Here is a 20,017-nt window from a genome sequence, read left to right as displayed (position 1 = left end):
TATTCTTACAACTCCCCTCAAATTATCTAAAGATCTTTTGCACAAACTGATAAAGGCATCTTCTCCAAGTCAGCCATTCGTGGTATGTTTGGGGAGATTTGTATTGAGAATACAGGTATCCATTTTGATTAAAATAAGTGATAATCGCTTGATTATACTCAAGAAATCTCGCGTCCTCTTTTTCACCAATTCCGATGAAGAAAAAAGGTTTTTGTTGTGATTTTAATAAATTACTGATAGGGAGTTCTTTAAAAGGCTGACTGTCTGTCCCTTCATAAATAACAGGACTGAAAGATCCGATTGCTGAAAATAGCTCCGGATTGTTTGCGCCGATCAACATTGCCTGATAACTCCCGCGAGAAAGGCCTGCAATTGCTCTTTTGCCATTAGTTTTATATTTTTTTTCAATGTAGGGAATCAATTCCTTCATGACGATCTTTTCAAGGTTTTTAGTTGAAAGAACAGTTCTTGGATAATTGTCCGGTGTTTTTTCTTCTTCCGGGTTCAGGGCAACCCCGTAATCCATCAAGACAATCATTTCTTTCGCCTTTTTTTCAGCAAAAAGATTGTCAAGAATGTTTTTGATATATCCTTGTTTTTCCCAACCTGTAATATCTTCACCAGTTCCGTGATAAAGGTATAAAACCGGAAATTTTTCAGTTCCGTAATTGGGAGGAAGATATACTTTGAAATTTCTTTTTCCTTTGGTTATTTCTGAATGTAAACTGTCATCAACAATTTTTCCGTGCTTTACATTTTTCCTGAAGAAAAAATCTTCACCTGAAGGAATTTCAATTCCGCTTGTAGGCTGACCATAACCAAAATAAAGTTCTGTATTGGGATCATTTGTGCGTTTGCCATCCACATTGAACCAATAATAATGAAATCCAATTTCCATTGGAGGAGTAGAGATATTCCAAAAGCCCTCTTCATCTTTAGCGGTAACTGATTTTAAATTTTGCATCCCATCTCCCCCCTCTAAAACAACAGATTTTGCATCCGGAAAATAAACTTTAAACTGAGCTTGCCTTTCTGCGTTAACTTTCGGAAATTCTTTCCCTTCCAATGTTGTTGAGGAAGTTTTATAATTCTGGGAAAACATCATGGCTGAACATAGTCCAAGAATGGAAGTTATTAACTTTAAATTTTGCATTTATTTCGTTTTAGAATCGTAGAAAGTTGTGTAATTTATGGATTTATACTTAAAAAAGAGAATAAATAGAGCTACTCATCTTAAAAATAAACTACCCCAAAAAGTATCTGACTTTCTGAGGTAGTTATTAATATTCCTTTTAGTATTCAATAAATTAAATACAATGATCATTTCCTAATCTCTCAATTTTCACCTATTACCAAATTAGAGAATAAATTTTGACCAATCAATAATCAAACTGAAGTACTTTTAATAATTCCGTTTGCTGCATAACTTCGTTTTTACTGTTGATCAGATTATAATTTGCCTGAAGCCAGTTATTTCTCACCACAAAAAACGTATACGCATCCATCAATCCTTCTTTGTATTTTTCTTCTGATTTTTGGAAAGATAGTTTCTGATTTTCAAAATTCGATTTCAGCAAAGTGTATTTTTCCTCAGAATTCTGGAATTGTGTTTTGATGGAATTGATACTTTGTGTAAGATTATTAATGACAATTTCTTTCTCGTAATTATAATGAATAACATTCAGTTTTGCAATTTCAACGTTGTTTTTCACTTGCAGTTTATTAAATATCGGAACCGAAAGTCCGAATGAAACCTGCTGACTCTTATTTCTTTTAAACTGATCTGAAAAAGGATCTGCAGATTCCCCCAAGACCTTACTGTAAAAACTCGACCAGTTATAAGAACCGTTAAGCGTAGGCAGATAGGCAGATCTTGCAATGCTGATATTCTTTTCGGCAGCATTTATTTCTGTGATCACTGTTTTATAAGCAGGGTTTTTCTCCAAAAGAGTTTTTAGAAATTCGGGATCATTAAAGTTAAAATCGGACAGATTTTCTTCAGTCATTTTAAAATCTAAAGAATCGTTTGTGATAGCCAGCGCATTCAATAAATTTATTTTAGAAAGATCCCGGGCATTCTTTGCAGAAACCCACTGTTCCTGTAAAGTTCCTAGGTTTGCTTTAATGTCGTATACATCGCTTTTTGGTCGGTTTCCAATTTCAACTTCTTTCTCGGTGCGCTTGATCTGATCTTCGATTCCTGAGATTTGGGTTTCCAGAACATCCAGCCAGCTTTTGCTGTTCTGATATTTGAAAAACATTTGGATAACATTCAGTTTTACTTCATTTTGAGCCTGTCTCATTTTGTAAGTTGAACTCTCTTTATTAATTTTTGATAAAGAAATATTGAGATAATTTCGCCAGTTCATCAGTTCCCAATTGGCTTGTGCATACACTTTGTCGTATTGCGTATTTATCGCTTCTCTTTGGTTGTTATTCTGATTGATCCCTAACCCGAAATTGTAATTATGATTAACTCCCGCTTCAGCTGACGGCAGCAACATTCCTTTTGCAGCAGAAATCTGATGCTCATTTTTCTGAATAGTAACGGTAGCCTGCTTTATCAACGGATGATTTGTGGCTGCATAATCCAGACATTGGTCGAGCGTCCAAACCTGCTGAGCCGGAAAAAGATTGATGATGAATATGAAGAATAATTTTCTCATAATAAATTGACTGACAGTTGATAATTAATAGTTGATAGAAAAGCTTATGATTTACAGCTTACTCGTATTTCAGATATTTTACAAGATTCACTTTTGTGGCCTGGTAAGCTTTGATGCTTACCACAGAAAACGTAAGTAAAAGCAAAATAACAAGACTGAAAATAAATGGCCAAACCGGCATATCTATTCTGTAAGCGAAGTCTTTCAGCCATTCATTAATCAAATAATAACTGATCGGGATGCTGATAACAACGGCAGTAAATGTAATCCAAAGAAACTGTTTCGTTAACCCAAGAATCAATATTCTGTCTGATGCTCCAAGTGTTTTTCTGATGGCAACATCCTTCAGTTTCTGTTCAATCATCAATGATGACAAAGCGAATAAACCTAACAATGCAACTATTAAAACCATTGCATTCAAGATGGTGAAAAGCGTCTGCTGTTTTTGATACTTTACGAATGTTTCAGTAAATTTCTTATCCAGAAAATAGTAATCGAAAGGATAGCCCGGCTCCACATTACTCTGCCAATAGGTCTTCAATCTTTTTACAGTACCATCAATATCATTTTGATCTATTTTCAACTGAATATTATAGACATTAAACCGCTTCCATTCCGTTTCTCTGTAATGGAAAAATATGATCGGTTCTACTTCCGTTCTTAAACTTCTGATGTTGAAATCCTTTACAACACCTACGATCTTATACTTTTTGTTATCAAATCCCGGTTTAATTTCATTCTTTAAAGCATCTTCATCTTTCCAGCCGAATTTTCTTACAAAAGCTTCATTAACCAACACATTATTTAACGTATCCGATGAAAGATTAGGATCCAGCCAGCGGCCTTTTTTTAGTTTAACATTAAGAAATTTCAGATAATTATAATCCATAGATCCATGCTGTCCCTGAATACTTTTATCCATAAAATCCACATTGGAACTGCTTGATCTGCCACTTCCCGGAATTGCTTCTCCGTAAGAAACATCTGTCACTCCCTGGATCTTTCTCATCTCTGTTTTAAGTCTTTCATATTTCAGCCAAGGTTTTGGATTGCTTTCATTAAAGTTGATCATGACGATCTGTTTTCCGCTGTACCCCAAATCTTTATTCATCATGTATTTTACCTGTTGATTAACGATCAATCCGCCAATAATAAAAAATGAAGAGATGACCAATTGTAAGGTCAGGATTCCATTTCTCAACCAAACGCCATGCTTGCTTCTTGCAAAATTTCCTTTTAAGGTTTCTATGGCTTTGAAGTTGGCCAGGTAGGTTGCCGGTATCAATCCTGAGATCAGCGTCACCATAATGACCATCACAAATGAATAAAAGTAAATATGCCAATCGTTCATCTTCATTTCTTTGTCGTAAAACTTGTTGAAGCTTGGTAAAAGAAGCTCCGTTAAAGCCAATGAAAGCAAATATGACGCGATGCAGATCACAAATGTCTCCATCAAAAACTGCAGAACAAGGTTGGATCTTGTACTTCCAATTGCTTTTCTAACCCCTATTTCTTTTGCTCTTTGAGAAGCTTGCGCCGTTTTTAGATTGATGAAATTAATAGCTGATAACACAACAATCAAAACGGAAAGTGTGAAAAGAATCATTAAAGTTTTAAAATCCGGATTTCCGAACCAAGATGTCTTTGTATGAAGTTTTATTTCATCCAATCGTGTCAATAAGCTATCCGTAGGTCCGTACAAATCAAGATATTGCTGAATAGTCATTCCTGCAGCATCTTTATCCAGACTTGCACGATATTCAAAAATATCCTTTATAAATTTTTGCTGTACAAACTTAGGATCTGTTCCTTTTTTCAACATAAAAAATGCTCCGTAATTGAAGTTCCCCCAATTTTTTTCATCACTTTTGATCTGTTCTACAGGATTAATGATAAATTCGGGCTTAATCTGGCTATTTTCTTTCGGTAGCTCATAAACTGCAGTCACTACATAATTTTTGTTATCAAATTTTACACTTTCTCCTGCAGCATTTATTTTCCCAAAGAGGTTTTTGGCAGCATCTGTGGAAAGCGCAATTACACTTTCGCCTTTCAAGGCATCTTTATAACTTCCGGCAACCAATTTGAAAGGAAAGAATTTGAAAAAACTTTCTGTACTCGTCATTCCATCTTTCTGGAAAACGGTTTTAACCTTTGTGGTCATCTTCACACCAATTCCGGAACCATTGAATAGAACGTAATCTTCAACACCCGGAATTACTTCTTTCGCACGTCTAGCCATCGGAATAGAAATATTATTTCCATAAGAATTTTCCGACTTATGATACGTTTGGAAATAGTAGATCTGGTCTTTCTTGGGATTCCATTTTTCGAAGGATTCTTCGTCATTCCAATGCATCAGGATGAGCATAAATCCGGTTAGCCCGATCGTCAATCCAAATAAATTGATGAGGGTTGAGAGCCAATTCTTTTTATAATTGACGAAGGCAATTTTGAGCCAATTGTTTATCATAATTGAGGTAATAAATGGTGATAAATTACAGAGAAACAGCGCTAAACCGCTCTCTGTAATTTTTGAAAAATAAGGATGAATGAATGTATTTTTTACAGAATTTTATTATCCAAAATTCTTAGCATCTGCTTTTTCGAAAACATCTTTTCTCTGGGAAGAATGCTCTTCTGAAAAAATCTCGCCATCTTTCATATTCACAATTTTCGAAGCATAACCGGCATCGTAAGAAGAGTGCGTTACCATTGCAATGGTAGAGCCTTCTCTATGCAGTTCTGCCAACAGATTCATGACTTCGTTTCCGTTAGAGCTGTCAAGATTTCCTGTGGGTTCATCGGCAAGAATCAGTTTTGGCTTCGTTACCAATGCTCTTGCAACGGCAGCTCTTTGTTGCTGACCTCCTGAAAGCTGTTGTGGATAGTGTTTTGCTCTGTGAGCGATGTTGATCTTGTCCATAATCTCCTCCACTTGTCTTTTTCTTTCAGAAGCCGAAACCCCGTTGTATATTAATGGAAGTTCAATATTTTCGTAGACTGTAAGTTCATCGATCAAATTAAAATTCTGAAAAATGAAACCAATATTTTTCTTTCTGATGTCAGATTTTTTTCTTTCATTTAAATTAATAGTTTCAGTTTCACCAAACTTATAAGAACCTGATGAAGCACTGTCCAGCAATCCCAAAATATTAAGAAAAGTTGATTTCCCACAACCTGAAGGTCCCATTATTGCTACAAATTCACCTTCTTTTATGCTTAAACTTACGTTATTTAAAGCATTGGTTTGAACATCTTCGGTTTTATAAACTTTTGAAATGTTTTGAATATTTATCATTTTATTAATTTTTTAAATGTTGTTTTTTTGATTTCTCGTGTTTGGTATTTTTTTATTCGTCAGGATTTTTTCAATGAAACCTTCCATTTTATTTTTGAATGTCAAGTATTTCATATTTTTTTATCTCAGCATAATCAGAGCTTATCACTTTTTCGCCTTGTTTCAATCCGGAAACAACTTCATAATAAAGAGGATTTTCTCTTCCCAGACTGATGTTTCGCTTTTCAGCTTTGTTACCTTTCAGAACAAAAATCCATTTTCCGTTGGTGTCTTTGTGAAAATTTCCTTTCGGTATCATCATACTTTGGGTATCAGCAGATAATTTTAATTTTACTCCGAAGGTCATTCCTATTTTCAGGTTTTCAGGTTTTACATCAATGAAAGTTAGTTCTACAGAAAACTGTCCTTCTTTCACTTCCGGAAGAATTTTTGTAATAATAACTTCAAACTGTTTTGCATTGCTTTCCAGACTTCCTTTAATTCCGTTTTGGAGTTTATTGATGTAATATTCATCCACTTTTGCAATGAGTTTGTACCCGCCCATTAAATCTACTTTTCCTATACTTTCGCCACTTGTAAGATTCTGCCCAAGCGTAATATTGAACGATGACAATCTTCCTGAAACAGGCGACATAATAAGGAAATTGTTTTTGTTGGAACGAAGAATATTTAAACTTTTCTCCATTTGATTAATAGAATTATTGATCGCTGAGAATTGAGAATTTCTGGAAGCTTTTTCACTGGAAGCCCCTTTTTCCACAATTCCTTTTCTCTGTTTCTGATAGTTTAAATTCTGAAGACTCATATCATAATCCGTTTTCTTTCCGATTTCCGCGTCATACAGCCTTTTCTGAAGATTGAAAGCTTGCAATGCCGTATTGTAATCGTTCTGAGCTTGAAGCAACTCCTTATCCTGATTGAATTCCTGGTTTTTAAGTTCCAAAAGCGTACTTCTCATCTGGCTGATCTGTTGCATAATTCCCGTCTCCTGATTCAGATAATTGAATTCTGTATTCGGATTGTAAACTCGTGCAAGTGGCTGGCCTTTGGTTACCATCTGTCCGTCTTCTGCAAAGATTTCTTTTACGGCACCGCCTTCCAAAACGTTGACTAATGATGAATTTAAAGACTGGGTCTGTGCGGTTACCATCAACATATCTTCAAATCTTCCTACTGTCACTTCATCCACTTGAATATCTTCTGACTTCACATTATACGTTTTTTTCTGATTCAGAAAATACCAACCAAAAACCGAAACTGTCAGCGCAGAAGCAACGATGATTAATATTAATTTTAATTTAGACTTCTTTTTTACTATTTTCGTATCCATATTTGAGATAACTAATTTACTTACAATATATTAGACAAATCAAATACCAGAGATTTATAATCTCGTAAGAGTCTGAAAACGTGAACAAAAATAATTTTATTCATTTCAGAACTGTTCATTATCGGACACTTTTTGTGCGAAAACGGACACGATAATTATAAATAATAAATTATAATTGATAAATAGTTATTAGTTAACTGATAAAATTGTCAGAGTGATCCTAATCAAAGCCTTAATTTACATTCAAAAATGCGAAAAAAAGAAGCTCATATTTTAATTGTTGATGATGACGAGGATATTTTATTTTCGGCAAGAGTCTGGCTCAAGAAATTTTTCACAGAGGTCAGCTGTCTCAGCCAGCCGAAGAATATTCTGAAGTTTTTGGCCGAACAGCAAATCGATGCCGTTCTTTTGGATATGAATTTCCGAAAAGGATTTGAAAACGGACGAGACGGACTGTATTGGATGCAGGAAATCAGAACTTTAGAACCTCAACTGCCTATCATTCTCATGACAGCATATGGTGAAGTAGAATTGGCTGTTGAAGCTCTTAAAAATGGGGCATCAGATTTTATTTTAAAACCCTGGAATAATGAAAAATTATATGCTTCCGTCAATCTGGCAGTTGATATTTCACGAAAGAATAAAAAACTGAATCAGTGGGAAAATGTAAGCATCAAAACCAATCAATATCAGTTGGATACAAAATCTGCAGCAATGCAGGCCGTGATGGATCAAATTACAAAAGTTGCGGCCACTGATGCTAATGTTCTGCTTTTAGGAGAAAATGGAACCGGAAAGTATGTTTTGGCGGAACATATTCACGAATTGTCAGAAAGAAAAAATCAACCTTTTGTACACATTGATTTGGGAAGTCTTTCGGAAAATCTTTTTGAAGCGGAATTATTCGGTTACAAAAAAGGAGCTTTTACCGATGCCAATCAAGATTACTCCGGAAAGATCGAAAATGCCCAAAACGGAACCGTATTTCTGGATGAAATAGGAAATCTTCCCTCCCACCTTCAGACCAAATTATTAAGTCTTATCCAAAATCGAAAATTATCAAGACTTGGTGAAAATAAAGAACGATTATTAGACATAAGATTTATTTTTGCGACTAACGAAAATCTCAAAAAAGCGGTGTCCGAAAACCGTTTTAGGAAAGATCTTTATTACAGAATCAACACTGTAGAACTGCAGATCCCTAATCTTAGAGATAGATTGGAAGATATTCCAACTCTGGGAAACTATTTCTTGGAAAAATACAAGCAAAAATATCATAAAACAGAGCTTTCCCTTAACGAAACATTACTTGAGGAATTGGTAAATTATTCATGGCCGGGAAATATCCGTGAATTGGATCATTGCATTGAAAGAAGCTTAATTCTTTCTAACGATAAAAACCTTAAATTACTAATGCCACAGGATGAAGAAACTGACAACCCGATAATCAACCTGAATATCGAGGAAATGGAAGAAATTCTCATCAAAAAAGCGTTGAAAAAGCACAGAGGAAATATTTCTCTCGCCGCCGAAGATCTGGGATTATCCAGAGCCGCACTTTACCGAAGAATGGAAAAATTTGAATTGTAAATGAAAAAACAGCAATTTATCTGGTTAGTTTTCATCTTGCTGGCAGTCGTTAGCGGGATTTTTGCATTTGATTTTTATTCACAAAATAAGTGGATTAATTTCGGTTTATTTACGATCATTGCTATTGCGTGTATTATTCTAGCCCAATTTTCAGCCTTATCATTTATTCAGAAAACTGAAAAAATATTGTTGGCAATTGAGAAAAAAGACTTTTCTCTTTTTCCAAAAACAGAGGAAAACAGTTTGTTTGACAATGCCGTAAAACTTTATTACCAAAGCAAAGAAGAACACCTTTCACACTCTTCCTATAAACTTCTGTATGAAGAAATTTTGAGTCAATTGGAAATTGGATTGATGATTCTTTCCGAAAAAAATAATAAATGGGAAGTGTTTTATGTAAATCCCGTTTTTTTGGAAATCCTACAAATTCCGAAATACAATTCATGGGAATTATATGAATCTAAAACGCCCAATTTTTACAAGATCATAGAACACGCGAATTACGAAAACTCACAGGAATTCTTTGATATTTCAATCAATGAGAATGTCAAACAGTCGTATTCTTTGAGAACAAAAAAAGTACAGAATGTTAAAAATCGTTTCTGTATCATCAGTCTGGAATCTGTTCAAAAAATTATCGAACAGAAAGAAAAGCACGCATGGAACAATCTGATGAAGGTAATTTCTCATGAACTTCTCAATACGCTGACGCCGGTCAACAGTTTAATTCAGAATTTGGAATACATTGCCAATCAAGATGTTATTGAAAAAGAAGATCAACAAGAAATGAAGGAAAGCTTAACGATCATTAGTTCAAAATCAAAACAATTACTGAATTTCGTAGACGATTACCGACAAGTTGCCGAATTACCAAAACCCGTTTTTAAAACCATTTCTTTAACTCAAATTGTAAAATCTGCACTTAATTTTCTAAAACCTGAATTTGAAAAAAACAATATTACGATCATCAATTCATTAGAAGATCAAACGATTTCAGCAGATCAAAAAATGATCGAAAGATGCTTAATAAATCTTTATATAAATGCCATCTATGCTGTTGCAGACAATTCTGAAAAGATCATCAAAACAGAGATTAAAATTCTTAATAAAAGAATCGTTCTAAGCGTTGAAGACAATGGAATCGGAGTTTCAAACGAAATTAAAGATAAAATTTTCCTTCCGTTTTTTACAACCAGGGCTAGCGGCTCCGGAATAGGTTTAACGCTCAGCAAAAGCATTATCGAAGCACACAAAGGGTATTTAAATTACAGACCCTTAGAAAAAGGAAGCTTATTTGAAATGTGGTTCCTGGAATAATAACTTGCCATTAAACATAAAAATGAATGCTGTGTAATGTTTGGTACTTATTTATATTGTGATAGTGATTACAGAATGAATTGGTAAATTATTTATTGCTATTATAAAGATCAATTGAAGTCTCTAAAATCATTTCAATTCAACATTTATCTTAACCAAAACTTTAAGCACATACAAAACAACCAACCCACTGTAAAACAGCAGGTTGATTATTTTATATTGTGACCTCAGCGGTGCATTTTCCGAACACTTTTGAAGAGGGTTCGAGTAAACTTGCGGGTCTTAATAGAGTATAACAATTTTAAAATGCGAACTTTATCCTAATTATTTTTCAAATCATCAACGATTCTAATATAGGGTTTGAAAGCTTTAAAATCTTGGATATAAAAAAGCGCTGAAAATTTTCAGCGCCTTCTTTTTTAATATTATAATAGTATTTTTTTATTTTTTAGAAAAAATACTTTTGAATAAATTAGAAAAAAAATAAGGAGTTCCAATACCCATTTTCTTAGTTGCTGGAATTAAGAATTTAACTAAAGGGACTAAAGCAACTAATGCAAAGATTAGTATATATATATTATATTGGCTAGATCCATTAATATTGCTATCTCCTAAAAAATAGAAAATAGATAATCCCAAAATAAAAAATGTAATGAATACTATTAAATTTCCTTTTTTCATAACTTATCGTTTATAATTATTATACTAATGCACAATATGCTGCAATACCTGCATACCAACCAGCTACTCCCCAAGGACCTGTAAAGCCAGAAACAACTGCTCCACTTACTCCTAGAGCAGAACCTGCGCTAGCTGAAAAACATTGACTCCACTTCTGACGTGCAACTGCAGCATCCACATTCGTATATGACTCTAAAAATACGATATCTACTCCAGTTTTAGTAGCATTAACAGCTAATTTAAGTCTGAACATTTTATTTCCATCTCCATCTAAATATAAAACATCTGAATAATCACCTTCTGCTACAGGTTGAACAATAAAATCAACAACACCATCATTCTGTGTTGAGTAATATATTTTACCTGCATTATCTACTCCGGTCAAAACACTTGTTTTCTTTTTATTACCACCAAAATCTAGCTGCTTAGTAAATTTAAAGTCATAATTAGGTGATTCACTTTTTATTGGTGCGATATCAGTAATATTTTTCAACTCGATATCATTTCCAATTTTTGTTCCTGCTGTGAACATATTTGCTTTCGCACTGCTTTCTATATTTTTGTCTTCTGGAGAATTGCTTAACATGTCATCATTCCCATTACAAGATAATAAAAAAAGAGCAGAAAGTACAAATAACGTTTTTTTCATGGTTAAATTAAATTTTTTTGTTAAAATTAATGAATAGAAATAACCAAATTTCCAATTACAATTAATAGTAAAATAAAGAAGATGTCTGTATTATAGATTAATTAGTTTTTTAGTCTTTTTGGTTAATTTTTTTCAACTTCGTTCTCATGTTTCTTTCTTTTTATTCATGAGAACGGGTCAAAGGTATAAAATATTAAATAGCATACAAGAGGGTTTCCCGCATTACAAAAAAATTACTCACCACTAGGTGGGAGAAATTTTAGTTGTAATCATAATAGTATTGAACCCTGTAACCATGCATGTTGTACTATCTTTACATTGGTGTTTAATTATAAAAATAGGTTAACATAGTAGTGAAAACGATTCACCATCTGAATATAACTTAAACAAATTGAGGAAGTTCCCGATTGCATCACCTAAAAGACAAATAATCGTTATTAAACAATTAATGCATCTTAAAAACAACTCGTTTAATCTACTTTTTTCACAATTTTGTGATTTAGCCATCGCAAAAAGCAATGACAGGAAGAAAAAATTAAAAAGTAAAGAATGAAATTTTAAGTTTTTTTTAATTTTTTTACCATCAATAATTGTATTTCAGGGTATAAAAAAGGGGTGTAAAGCATAAAAATGCTCCTAAAAAAAGAGCTTTATGACCGCAGAAGGGAAAGTTTCCGAACAACTTTTATTTAAAATTGATTAAAAATTGCTGGAATTGATTATTCATTTAATAGCAAACAATTATTTTTCATTAAGAATTTGTTGTAATATTAATGCTGTTGCTTTTGCATCGTCTAATGCCCTATGAAATGTAAAATCTTCTTTTATATTCATTTTTTCTAAAAGTCTTTCTAATGAAATTCCAGAGGTAGAGATGTTTTTTTTGGCCAGCCAATAGACACCCAATGCTCTGATGTCAAAACCTCCGCCAACAAAGTATTGATTATAATCAAATCCAAATTCCGTAAATTCTTTCCTCAAAAGAGGTAAGTCATAGTACAATCCCCAACCCGCTAAAGTTGATTTGTTTTTTTCTCCGTACCAATCTAAAAACAGGAGAATTGCTTCATCAAAATACTTTTCATTTTCAACCATTTCATTTGTAATGTTTGTAATGTCCGTAATTTCAGGTAGAATTGGAAAATGTTTCGGTTTTATTAAAATTGAGAATTCGCTTTTTATTTCAAAAGTTTTCCTGTCTAATTTTACAGCACCTATTTCTATTATATTAGTTTCACTTATTTTATTTTTTCCAAAAGTTTTGCAACTTCCTTCTAAATCATAAATGACTAAATCACTTGAAAATTTCATAATATAGTTTTTATGTATTTTATAATTTGATTATTAAGCTATTATAAGTATTTTCATCTTTTGTTTCATAGTATTTATTAACAACTCTTCAAAGGTATATTCTAACTACGCAATCTATTAGCATATATTAATACTCCAATACAGAGAATAGATGGAACTCTCTTAGGGTTCTCATCACCAGCGTATCACCTAAGAATGGACTTGAATGTCAGTAGCAGCCTAAGCGTACTAAGAAAGAGGAATCTGAAGTTCTTTAAAACAAATAGAAATATTCTAAATTTGGATTATGGAAACAAACGAATTACGCATAGGAAATTATATATTGGACAAAAAGGATGAAAACATAGAATATGTATATCATATTCATGATCTTGGAGACATAGTACTTATTAATGACCTTCGTCCAGATGCTTGTATACCTATTCCTTTAACTGAGAAATGGTTGCTAAAGTTTGGCTTTGAGTCTAGCATGGGGTTTGAAGGTCAAAAATATGATCCAAATGATGAATTTGCAAGCCAATTTGTATACACATTAGACAGTGGGATTTCTCATCTGGATTTTACTTGTAGACCATCAAAAGGCTGGATAATCAAATTAGGAGATTCTGATAATGAATTGGAAATTGAATTTGTGCATCAATTTCAGAATGCCTTCTTCGCACTTAAAGGAAAAGAATTAACTTTTAAGAAATAATAAAGCCCCAATTAAGGGGCTGTTTTTCTAAATGTTATAACCTGCTTTTTAACTACCATCGATAATACCATTTGCACCCGTTATTGTTACATTAGACATCAAGAAACCACCTGGTAACTGGAGGCCGTTTTTAGGATGAACATAAAAAGCTTTCCCATTAATAAATACTTTCCCTTTTATAAAATTAATGGTGTTCGGAGTTTCAAAAATCACTACTATAAAAGTCTCATATGCTCTCTCTCTTAAAGTTAGTTTTTGTCCAACAAATTCTATATCCCACATCCCAATATTCAACACTAACTCATTGTCTACTATTTTAAGAACTATGTTTCCTAATGGATCCTGTAGTTCAATATTTAAAAAACACATCTGATCTTCAAATCGTATTTTTATAGGTGATACGCCTTCAAATGTTATAGGAATTAAATAATTAAAATTATCATTTCTTTTCATTGTAAATCTCATTGAACCAAAAACCACATTTGCACTATCACCATAGTAATACAAACACTTAGATAAAGTTTTGCCTACTCTAATATTGTAGGGTGTTTTATTTGCTTCAATTACTAAGAAATTAGGTAGCCTTTTTGTTGTTTTCTCTTTATGATGCATGTCGCATAATAAGGTTATTTCGTTTGCTACGTGTCTTTTTACATTAGCCCATCCCAATATATGATCATATTCAAATATTGGATTTCCACAAATCACGCATCCAAATCCACACCTTTGCCGAACTTCTCTTTTTATACTAGGCTTTATTTTAGGCCTCTTTTGACTCATAAATTATTTAGCTTTCCACAAATATAACAAAAAGCCCTCTTAAAAAGAAGGCTTGTATATTATTGGGGAACTGCTGGTTTGGGCGATACCGGGTTCTCTTTCTTTATTTCCCCATGCATCTTATCCACGTCCTTTATTCCTGCTTTCTCCATGGTTGCTTTCTGGCTGAGCAATGCCTGCTTTCCATCTATTTCTGTAAAGCATACGATAGAATCTCCTTGTTTATAATAATCCATAAAAAAAGCCCCTAAAAAGGGGCAATTTGTGACCGCAGAAGGATTCGAACCCTCACTGTTGGAGCCGAAATCCAAAGTTCTATCCATTAAACTATGCAGCCTATTCCAGGTAGCAGATCATAGGGTTTAGGTAGCAGGGCGCTGAGCCTTCTTACTTCTATCCTACTTCTAGCTTTAGAAAGTAATTTTCACTCCTCCCAGAATCTGTGCACCCAGGACTTTATATCCTTTGTACGTCTGGTATTTTGAGCTCAGAAGATTATTTCCGAGTGCGAAAATACTGAAATTTTTGTGAATTTTATACTCTGCGGAAAGATTTAAATCAGCGTAACCACCAACTTTATCGTTTGTATTCTCCGTAGACTGGAAGATCACATTCGGAGCTCCCATCCCTTCGATTGCATAAGAGTTTGTAGTTCTGTCACTTGCAAAGATCCCTTTGAATCCTAACAATAGCTTCTTATCAAGCATTGTATATTTTGCCCCGATACTCGCATTGAATAAAGGAACGTTATAAATATTGTCATAATTCTTAAGATCGTATTTTGTAAATCTTAATTCTCCGTCTAAAATCAGGTTTTCTAACGGGAAATACTGTACACTTCCTTTGATATCGCTTACATTTCCGTCATCATAGACTGCAGAGAAGGTATTGGCAAAGTTGTATGCGGAACGGCTAACAGAATTATTATCAAAAAGACCGTTAGCCTTAAAGAACATAATATCTCTCATCTTTCCGTACCCTGCAGAGAAGTCATATTTCAGCGTTTCATCGATATCCCCTCTCAATCCTACATAAAAATGATATTTCGTCTCTGTAGGCTTTAAAAACTGGTCAGAAAGGATGAATGGATTCGCCTGCAGCATATCTCCATACGTATTCAGTTTCAGACCTCCGTCTACCCCACCATAGAATTTGAATTCTTTAGCAGCCGCAAACTGGAATTCTGCCTGAGGGAACCAATACGCTTTATTATTTTTTTGCTGTTCTAGCTGATCGTTAGAATTTTTAGCATTCAGGAAAGAGAATGAAGATCCTAACATCAAATAAGAGTCTCCTTTTCTGAACGTCACTTTTGGAGTCAGGTTCGTATTGAAGAAATTGGAAGAGTTTTTATCTCTGATTGCAAAATCAGTCTTCACAGCGTCCAATCCTACTCCAAGGTCAGCATTCAGGTTGATTCCTGATTTTCCTAACTCAACAGCATGCTTGGAGAAGTTAGCCAAAATGGAAACCTGGTTTTCCGAAGCATCAAAATGATCTTTCAGGAATGATGATTTTACCCTTACATCATTTAAGATTTCATTGGAGTAAAAATCATAGTACCCGTTTACTTTAAACTGATTCACCTTTTGCTTAAGATCAAGTTCACCGGTAGGCTGCATGGCATAAATCCCATAATAATTATAGTTGTCTAAGCCATATTCAGCATTGATATTGAATTTTCCTTTCTCTCCATAAGAGTTTAAGAAAGCTCCAATAGTCGCTGAAGTCTGCCCGGATTTCCAGTCATACTCTTTTTTAAGACCATTCGTAGAAAGTACATGAACATCCGCTCCTACTTCAAATTTATTTTCCAGGGTTTTGGATATGTTTCCATCCACTAAGACTTTCCCATAATTACCCATTCCAATCTGAAAGTAATTGTTTTGAGCGGTTCCGTCAAATTTCGGAGCAACATCCTCTCCCTGAATCGTTGAAGTTTTGAAGTCAGAAACGGCAGGAACATCCGTGATCGTATATTTCACGGGAGTCTGAGATTTCTCTTCCGGCGGATAATTTTTAATGGTTTCCACAGAAGTCTTCTTCTTCTCGATCTTCTTCACTTCCGGTTCTCTTTTTTTGTTAAGAACCAGTTTTTCCTCCTTGATCTGGGAAAACGCCACCGACGAAACCCCTAAAAATAATATGGATAATATTTGAATTTTCTTGTTCATATTTTCTTTATTTGAAAAAAATATATACCGGGTTTTTTATTTATTGGAAGCAATATAACTGCCTAATAAAGCTTTCCCTGACTGTTTTGAAAAAGTTCTCCCTAGTCTGAATATATTAAACAGCCAGAGGCTTTGATAAACTTGTAATTTGTATTGATAATTTTTCGTTGTACTGTTCTCAGCTACATCATAACTGTAAGCAATGTCGTACGGAAATCCCGAAGGCAGTAATCCGACTGTAAGCATACTTCCAATCATAGGATTTCCGCACGGAGGAGTACGCGTCAACATCGGATGCAGCGTTATTTTAGCTGCATGGGTACTGTCTTCTACGATTTCATAAATATCAGAATGTTTTAAAATCTCAAATTCTTTCTTAAGCTCTTTATTCACTACAAAAGCCTTTTGCTTTGGAAACTCAGCTTTCGCATGGTTATACTCTTTAGGAGATGCACTGTACGAAGGAATGCAGCTCCAAAGAGAAGCTGAAATTAAAAAAGAATAGATAGCAATTTTAAAAACCTTCATGTATTATTTCTTAATTTGTTTTTTAACTTCTTTAGCTTCTGCAACGATTTCAGGGAAATCCTTATAGTTGGCAATGATCTGGTCGCATGTATAACTTGCCTGGTAGTTATCCTTCAGGCCGATATAGTTTTTCGCCATCAATACCAAGGCTTTTGCTCCCCAGAACTCTTCTGATGCATAGTTATTAGCAAGCTTAAAGATTGTCTCATTAGAAGATTTGAACGCTTTTCCTTTATTCTGATAATATGCTTTCGCATACAATGCTTCTGCAGCTACTGAAGTGTTGGACGATTTTTCAAGAGAAACATAAGCAGACTGTGCGTCTTTATCTTTTCCTGAGTTCATCAAACTTCTTGCTTTGATGACTTTCGCCGTTTCAATTACTGCTGCTGAGTTTTTAGAATTAGCGATCACTGCATTGGCTAGTTTTTCAGCTTCAGAGAAGTTCTTTTCTTCAGCATACAGTTTCATCAACTCAACATTCGCATAATTTTTAACCCCAATATTCGAAGAGTTTTTAATGCCTTCAAGATACTTTTTCGCTTCCGCAGTATTCCCTTGTGCAATAAATATTTGAGCTAAACGAGTTTGTGCATCATCCTGGTAATCGTTCTGAATTCCAGATACTTCCTGAAGCACAAGTAAAGCTTTAGTTGAATTATTAGTCTGATAATAACTTTCTCCCAATTCATACTTCGCCTGGTACAATCCTTCCCCTGTTGGGTTTTGGGTCAGGTACTTTTCGTAGTAAGAAATAGCGTTCTTATAATCCTTCTTCGAGAAGTATTGTTTTCCGGTAGATAAGTTGATCTCATCAATTTCAGCAGCATCCACATTCACACCGATATTTCTAGCAAAAGCTTCATATCCGGAAACGTCTCCGTTTTTCGTGAAGATTGGTTTTGCTGCCTGAACGATCTTCTGAGCATACGCCGTATTTTTATACTGCTCACCCAAAGATTTCAGCTCAGAAAGCGCTTTGTCATTCTGGTTCTGATCGATATAGTTCTGTGCTCTGTAAATAGAAGCATTAGCGATCAGGTCTTTGTCTGATGATGATTTAATCACTTTTCCGAAATAATCATTCGAATTGGCAAAATCATCCTGAGCAGCATAGGCTGTTCCTATTTCATATTGAGCATCATCATAATATTCGGAATCCGGATATTTTGATAAAAGGTTTTTAAGGTTAGTGATCTTCGCCTGTGTATCTCCTTTAAATCCTAAAGCCATTGCTTTTTGATAGACAGTATAATCCGTTGCATCTTCATTTTTATCATAGATAGCAATGGCTTCATTCAGGTCATTATTTGCATAATGGATATCTGCCAAACGAAGTTCTGCATCATTTTTAAATTCAGGTTTCGGATTGGTAAGATACTGTTTGAAGTAGGTGGCTGCCTGATCAAATTTTTTGGATTTAAAGTAAGCATACCCTAAATCATAAGGTAGCTGTTGTTTTTCAGGGAAGCTTTCAGTAAGAAGCTTTTCGTATCGAACAATGGCAGACGGATAATTTCCTTTCTGGTAATATACCTGAGCCAGCCAATATAAAGCTCTGCTGTTGAATTCTTTATTGATATTGAAACCAAGGCTTCTTAAGAAATATTTCTCAGCCTCATCATAATTTCCTTTGTTGAATTCTTCTGTCCCTAATAAATAGGAAACTTCCTGATCCACCTTGTTGATGTCAGGAGTAGAACTCTGCAATTTGTCAATCGCGTTCAGCGTTTCTTTATAGTTTCCGGAGTACAGATATGATTTCACCAGTAGCGACCTCATTTCTGAAGCATTGGCTCCGTTCTGGTTGTCGTTGATATAACTTTGGATCACCGCAGAAGGACTTTCAAAAGGGTTACCGATATCGTAACTTAGCTTAGCATACTGCTCATGAGCCAGTTTTTTTACTTTCGCATCATAATCCATCTGGTAAGAAGAACGGAATGCAGAAAGGGCCTCCTGCTTTTTATCTACTGCCAGGTATGCATTTCCTAACTGATAATAAGCGTTCTGTGCCAAAGCTGAACTACTGTTAAGAAGCTGGTTGTAATAAGAAACCGCTTCGTCATATTTTTTTAACTGTGCCGCTACAAATCCCATCTCATATAAATCGTTTTCAGATGGATTTTGCTGTACACTCAGATAATCTTTCAAATGTGGATAGGCAGAAGTATAGTCATTTTTCATAAAATAACTCTCTCCGATGATCTTGTGAACTTCCGCTTTATAAGAATCAGAAATATTTTCTTTCAATAAAGCTGTTCCTTCCGTAATCGCCTGATCGTAGTTCTTATCATTATAATACATCTGTACATAATAAGGACGTACAAGCTTAGAGAACTTATCCTGATCCTTTATAGAATCAAAATACTGGAAAGCTTTATCATTTTGTCTGTTGCTGTAATATAAATGCCCCAGCATATAAGCGATATCTCCCTTTTGGGACTGATCTGCTGTTTTATAGGCTTCTTCCAGGGCATCTGTTGCTCCCTTAGAATCACCCATCATGAATTTTGCATATCCAAGCTTCAGTATATACTGTGTATTTTCCTCTTTCGAAAGTTGGTATTGGTTTACTTTTTTCAAAGTCTCCAACGCTTTTTCAAAATCTTTTTTCGCTAAGTAGTAATCTGCCAACGGAAGATTAGCCTGTGCAAAATAAGCAGAATTCGGGTATTCTTTCATGAAAGCTGTTAACCCTTCTTCAGCATGATTTTTCTGAAGAATCACACCAATCACATTATCAAAAAACTGCGCAGCTTCCTTTTTCGAACGGGACAAATTCTGATTGTAGAAGTATTGTCTTGCATATTCGTATTGAGAAGCATTGTATATTTTGGTCTGATAAAGATTTTCGGCTAGATTGAACCTGTAGTTTTCTTTCTGGGTAAAATATTGGGACTGTTGAGCATCGGAGATTCCGAAATAAATTACTGCAGCCGCTAAGAGTATTTTTTTTGATTTCATTCTTCTTGATATAAGAATATTAGTCT

The 20,017-nt window shown here is 34.4% G+C and carries 16 protein-coding genes and 1 tRNA gene; 3 read left to right on the top strand and 14 right to left on the bottom strand.

Translation table 11 applies throughout. From position 1 onward, the window contains the following. Positions 1–22: 22 nt before the first annotated feature. The 5 genes from C1634_RS12500 to C1634_RS12480 all read right to left on the bottom strand — a co-directional run bounded on the left by C1634_RS12500 (position 23) and on the right by C1634_RS12480 (position 7,297). Positions 23–1,153: an alpha/beta hydrolase-fold protein gene (locus C1634_RS12500; RefSeq protein WP_103234118.1), complete on the bottom strand. Its 1,131-nt coding sequence runs from the start codon at positions 1,151–1,153 to the stop codon at positions 23–25. A 226-nt stretch (positions 1,154–1,379) separates the two neighbouring features. Then, on the bottom strand, positions 1,380–2,666 hold the full coding sequence (locus C1634_RS12495) for a TolC family protein (protein ID WP_109738507.1): 1,287 nt from the start codon (positions 2,664–2,666) through the stop codon (positions 1,380–1,382). Positions 2,667–2,724: 58 nt separating this feature from the next. Then, complete coding sequence (locus C1634_RS12490) at positions 2,725–5,139, bottom strand: ABC transporter permease (protein ID WP_109738506.1); 2,415 nt, start codon at positions 5,137–5,139, stop codon at positions 2,725–2,727. Positions 5,140–5,244: 105 nt separating this feature from the next. After that, positions 5,245–5,967: an ABC transporter ATP-binding protein gene (locus tag C1634_RS12485; protein WP_103234934.1), complete on the bottom strand. Its 723-nt coding sequence runs from the start codon at positions 5,965–5,967 to the stop codon at positions 5,245–5,247. Between the two features lie 88 nt (positions 5,968–6,055). Beyond that, positions 6,056–7,297 (bottom strand): efflux RND transporter periplasmic adaptor subunit, encoded by a 1,242-nt coding sequence (locus C1634_RS12480; protein WP_109738505.1) that lies wholly within the window; start codon positions 7,295–7,297, stop codon positions 6,056–6,058. Positions 7,298–7,546: 249 nt separating this feature from the next. Between C1634_RS12480 and C1634_RS12475 the strand changes: the two genes are divergently transcribed. Continuing rightward, positions 7,547–8,890 (top strand): sigma-54-dependent transcriptional regulator, encoded by a 1,344-nt coding sequence (locus tag C1634_RS12475; RefSeq protein WP_109738504.1) that lies wholly within the window; start codon positions 7,547–7,549, stop codon positions 8,888–8,890. After that, complete coding sequence (locus C1634_RS12470) at positions 8,891–10,207, top strand: sensor histidine kinase (RefSeq protein ID WP_109738503.1); 1,317 nt, start codon at positions 8,891–8,893, stop codon at positions 10,205–10,207. It begins immediately after the preceding gene. A 441-nt stretch (positions 10,208–10,648) separates the two neighbouring features. Here C1634_RS12470 and C1634_RS12465 read toward each other — a convergent pair whose 3' ends face one another. The 3 genes from C1634_RS12465 to C1634_RS12455 all read right to left on the bottom strand — a co-directional run bounded on the left by C1634_RS12465 (position 10,649) and on the right by C1634_RS12455 (position 12,848). Beyond that, positions 10,649–10,888: a hypothetical protein gene (locus C1634_RS12465; protein WP_103232273.1), complete on the bottom strand. Its 240-nt coding sequence runs from the start codon at positions 10,886–10,888 to the stop codon at positions 10,649–10,651. A 19-nt stretch (positions 10,889–10,907) separates the two neighbouring features. Further along, a complete protein-coding gene (locus tag C1634_RS12460; RefSeq protein WP_123921439.1) occupies positions 10,908–11,537 on the bottom strand; it encodes a hypothetical protein in 630 nt (209 codons plus the stop codon). Between the two features lie 741 nt (positions 11,538–12,278). Next, entirely contained in the window at positions 12,279–12,848 is a 570-nt protein-coding gene (locus tag C1634_RS12455) for a 3'-5' exonuclease (protein WP_103232271.1), read from the bottom strand. A 286-nt stretch (positions 12,849–13,134) separates the two neighbouring features. On the opposite strand from C1634_RS12455, the gene C1634_RS12450 reads away from it, so the two are divergent. Then, positions 13,135–13,542: a hypothetical protein gene (locus C1634_RS12450; protein WP_103232270.1), complete on the top strand. Its 408-nt coding sequence runs from the start codon at positions 13,135–13,137 to the stop codon at positions 13,540–13,542. A 48-nt stretch (positions 13,543–13,590) separates the two neighbouring features. Here C1634_RS12450 and C1634_RS12445 read toward each other — a convergent pair whose 3' ends face one another. The 6 genes from C1634_RS12445 to C1634_RS12425 all read right to left on the bottom strand — a co-directional run bounded on the left by C1634_RS12445 (position 13,591) and on the right by C1634_RS12425 (position 19,991). Continuing rightward, a complete protein-coding gene (locus tag C1634_RS12445) occupies positions 13,591–14,322 on the bottom strand; it encodes an HNH endonuclease signature motif containing protein (protein WP_103232269.1) in 732 nt (243 codons plus the stop codon). A 59-nt stretch (positions 14,323–14,381) separates the two neighbouring features. Then, complete coding sequence (locus C1634_RS26015; protein ID WP_165835322.1) at positions 14,382–14,558, bottom strand: hypothetical protein; 177 nt, start codon at positions 14,556–14,558, stop codon at positions 14,382–14,384. Between the two features lie 29 nt (positions 14,559–14,587). Beyond that, positions 14,588–14,659 (bottom strand) — tRNA-Arg (locus C1634_RS12440). A gap of 73 nt (positions 14,660–14,732) precedes the next feature. Beyond that, positions 14,733–16,496, bottom strand: a complete 1,764-nt coding sequence (locus tag C1634_RS12435; protein WP_109738502.1) for a TonB-dependent receptor — start codon at positions 16,494–16,496, stop codon at positions 14,733–14,735. A gap of 36 nt (positions 16,497–16,532) precedes the next feature. Further along, the gene (locus C1634_RS12430; RefSeq protein WP_109738501.1) at positions 16,533–17,024 is read right to left on the bottom strand and encodes a hypothetical protein; all 492 of its coding nucleotides are present in this window, start codon (positions 17,022–17,024) and stop codon (positions 16,533–16,535) included. A gap of 3 nt (positions 17,025–17,027) precedes the next feature. Next, positions 17,028–19,991: a tetratricopeptide repeat protein gene (locus C1634_RS12425; RefSeq protein WP_109738500.1), complete on the bottom strand. Its 2,964-nt coding sequence runs from the start codon at positions 19,989–19,991 to the stop codon at positions 17,028–17,030. Between the last annotated feature and the right edge of the window lie 26 nt (positions 19,992–20,017).

The organism is Chryseobacterium viscerum, from assembly GCF_002899945.2.
GTDB lineage: Bacteria > Bacteroidota > Bacteroidia > Flavobacteriales > Weeksellaceae > Chryseobacterium > Chryseobacterium viscerum.
The sequence above is the reverse complement of the archived record's forward strand: the minus strand, read 5'-3'. Positions and strand labels throughout refer to the sequence as shown.

What these genes read in the sequence shown, in the direction of transcription:
- C1634_RS12490 (WP_109738506.1), bottom strand. Translation starts at nt 5,139, where the DNA reads ATGATAAACAATTGGCTCAAAATTGCCTTCGTCAATTATAAAAAGAAT.
- C1634_RS12500 (WP_103234118.1), bottom strand. Translation starts at nt 1,153, where the DNA reads ATGCAAAATTTAAAGTTAATAACTTCCATTCTTGGACTATGTTCAGCC.
- C1634_RS12430 (WP_109738501.1), bottom strand. Translation starts at nt 17,024, where the DNA reads ATGAAGGTTTTTAAAATTGCTATCTATTCTTTTTTAATTTCAGCTTCT.
- C1634_RS12475 (WP_109738504.1), top strand. Translation starts at nt 7,547, where the DNA reads ATGCGAAAAAAAGAAGCTCATATTTTAATTGTTGATGATGACGAGGAT.
- C1634_RS12450 (WP_103232270.1), top strand. Translation starts at nt 13,135, where the DNA reads ATGGAAACAAACGAATTACGCATAGGAAATTATATATTGGACAAAAAG.
- C1634_RS12495 (WP_109738507.1), bottom strand. Translation starts at nt 2,666, where the DNA reads ATGAGAAAATTATTCTTCATATTCATCATCAATCTTTTTCCGGCTCAG.
- C1634_RS12445 (WP_103232269.1), bottom strand. Translation starts at nt 14,322, where the DNA reads ATGAGTCAAAAGAGGCCTAAAATAAAGCCTAGTATAAAAAGAGAAGTT.
- C1634_RS12435 (WP_109738502.1), bottom strand. Translation starts at nt 16,496, where the DNA reads ATGAACAAGAAAATTCAAATATTATCCATATTATTTTTAGGGGTTTCG.
- C1634_RS12485 (WP_103234934.1), bottom strand. Translation starts at nt 5,967, where the DNA reads ATGATAAATATTCAAAACATTTCAAAAGTTTATAAAACCGAAGATGTT.
- C1634_RS12480 (WP_109738505.1), bottom strand. Translation starts at nt 7,297, where the DNA reads ATGGATACGAAAATAGTAAAAAAGAAGTCTAAATTAAAATTAATATTA.
- C1634_RS26015 (WP_165835322.1), bottom strand. Translation starts at nt 14,558, where the DNA reads ATGGATTATTATAAACAAGGAGATTCTATCGTATGCTTTACAGAAATA.
- C1634_RS12455 (WP_103232271.1), bottom strand. Translation starts at nt 12,848, where the DNA reads ATGAAATTTTCAAGTGATTTAGTCATTTATGATTTAGAAGGAAGTTGC.
- C1634_RS12465 (WP_103232273.1), bottom strand. Translation starts at nt 10,888, where the DNA reads ATGAAAAAAGGAAATTTAATAGTATTCATTACATTTTTTATTTTGGGA.
- C1634_RS12425 (WP_109738500.1), bottom strand. Translation starts at nt 19,991, where the DNA reads ATGAAATCAAAAAAAATACTCTTAGCGGCTGCAGTAATTTATTTCGGA.
- C1634_RS12460 (WP_123921439.1), bottom strand. Translation starts at nt 11,537, where the DNA reads ATGAAAAAAACGTTATTTGTACTTTCTGCTCTTTTTTTATTATCTTGT.
- C1634_RS12470 (WP_109738503.1), top strand. Translation starts at nt 8,891, where the DNA reads ATGAAAAAACAGCAATTTATCTGGTTAGTTTTCATCTTGCTGGCAGTC.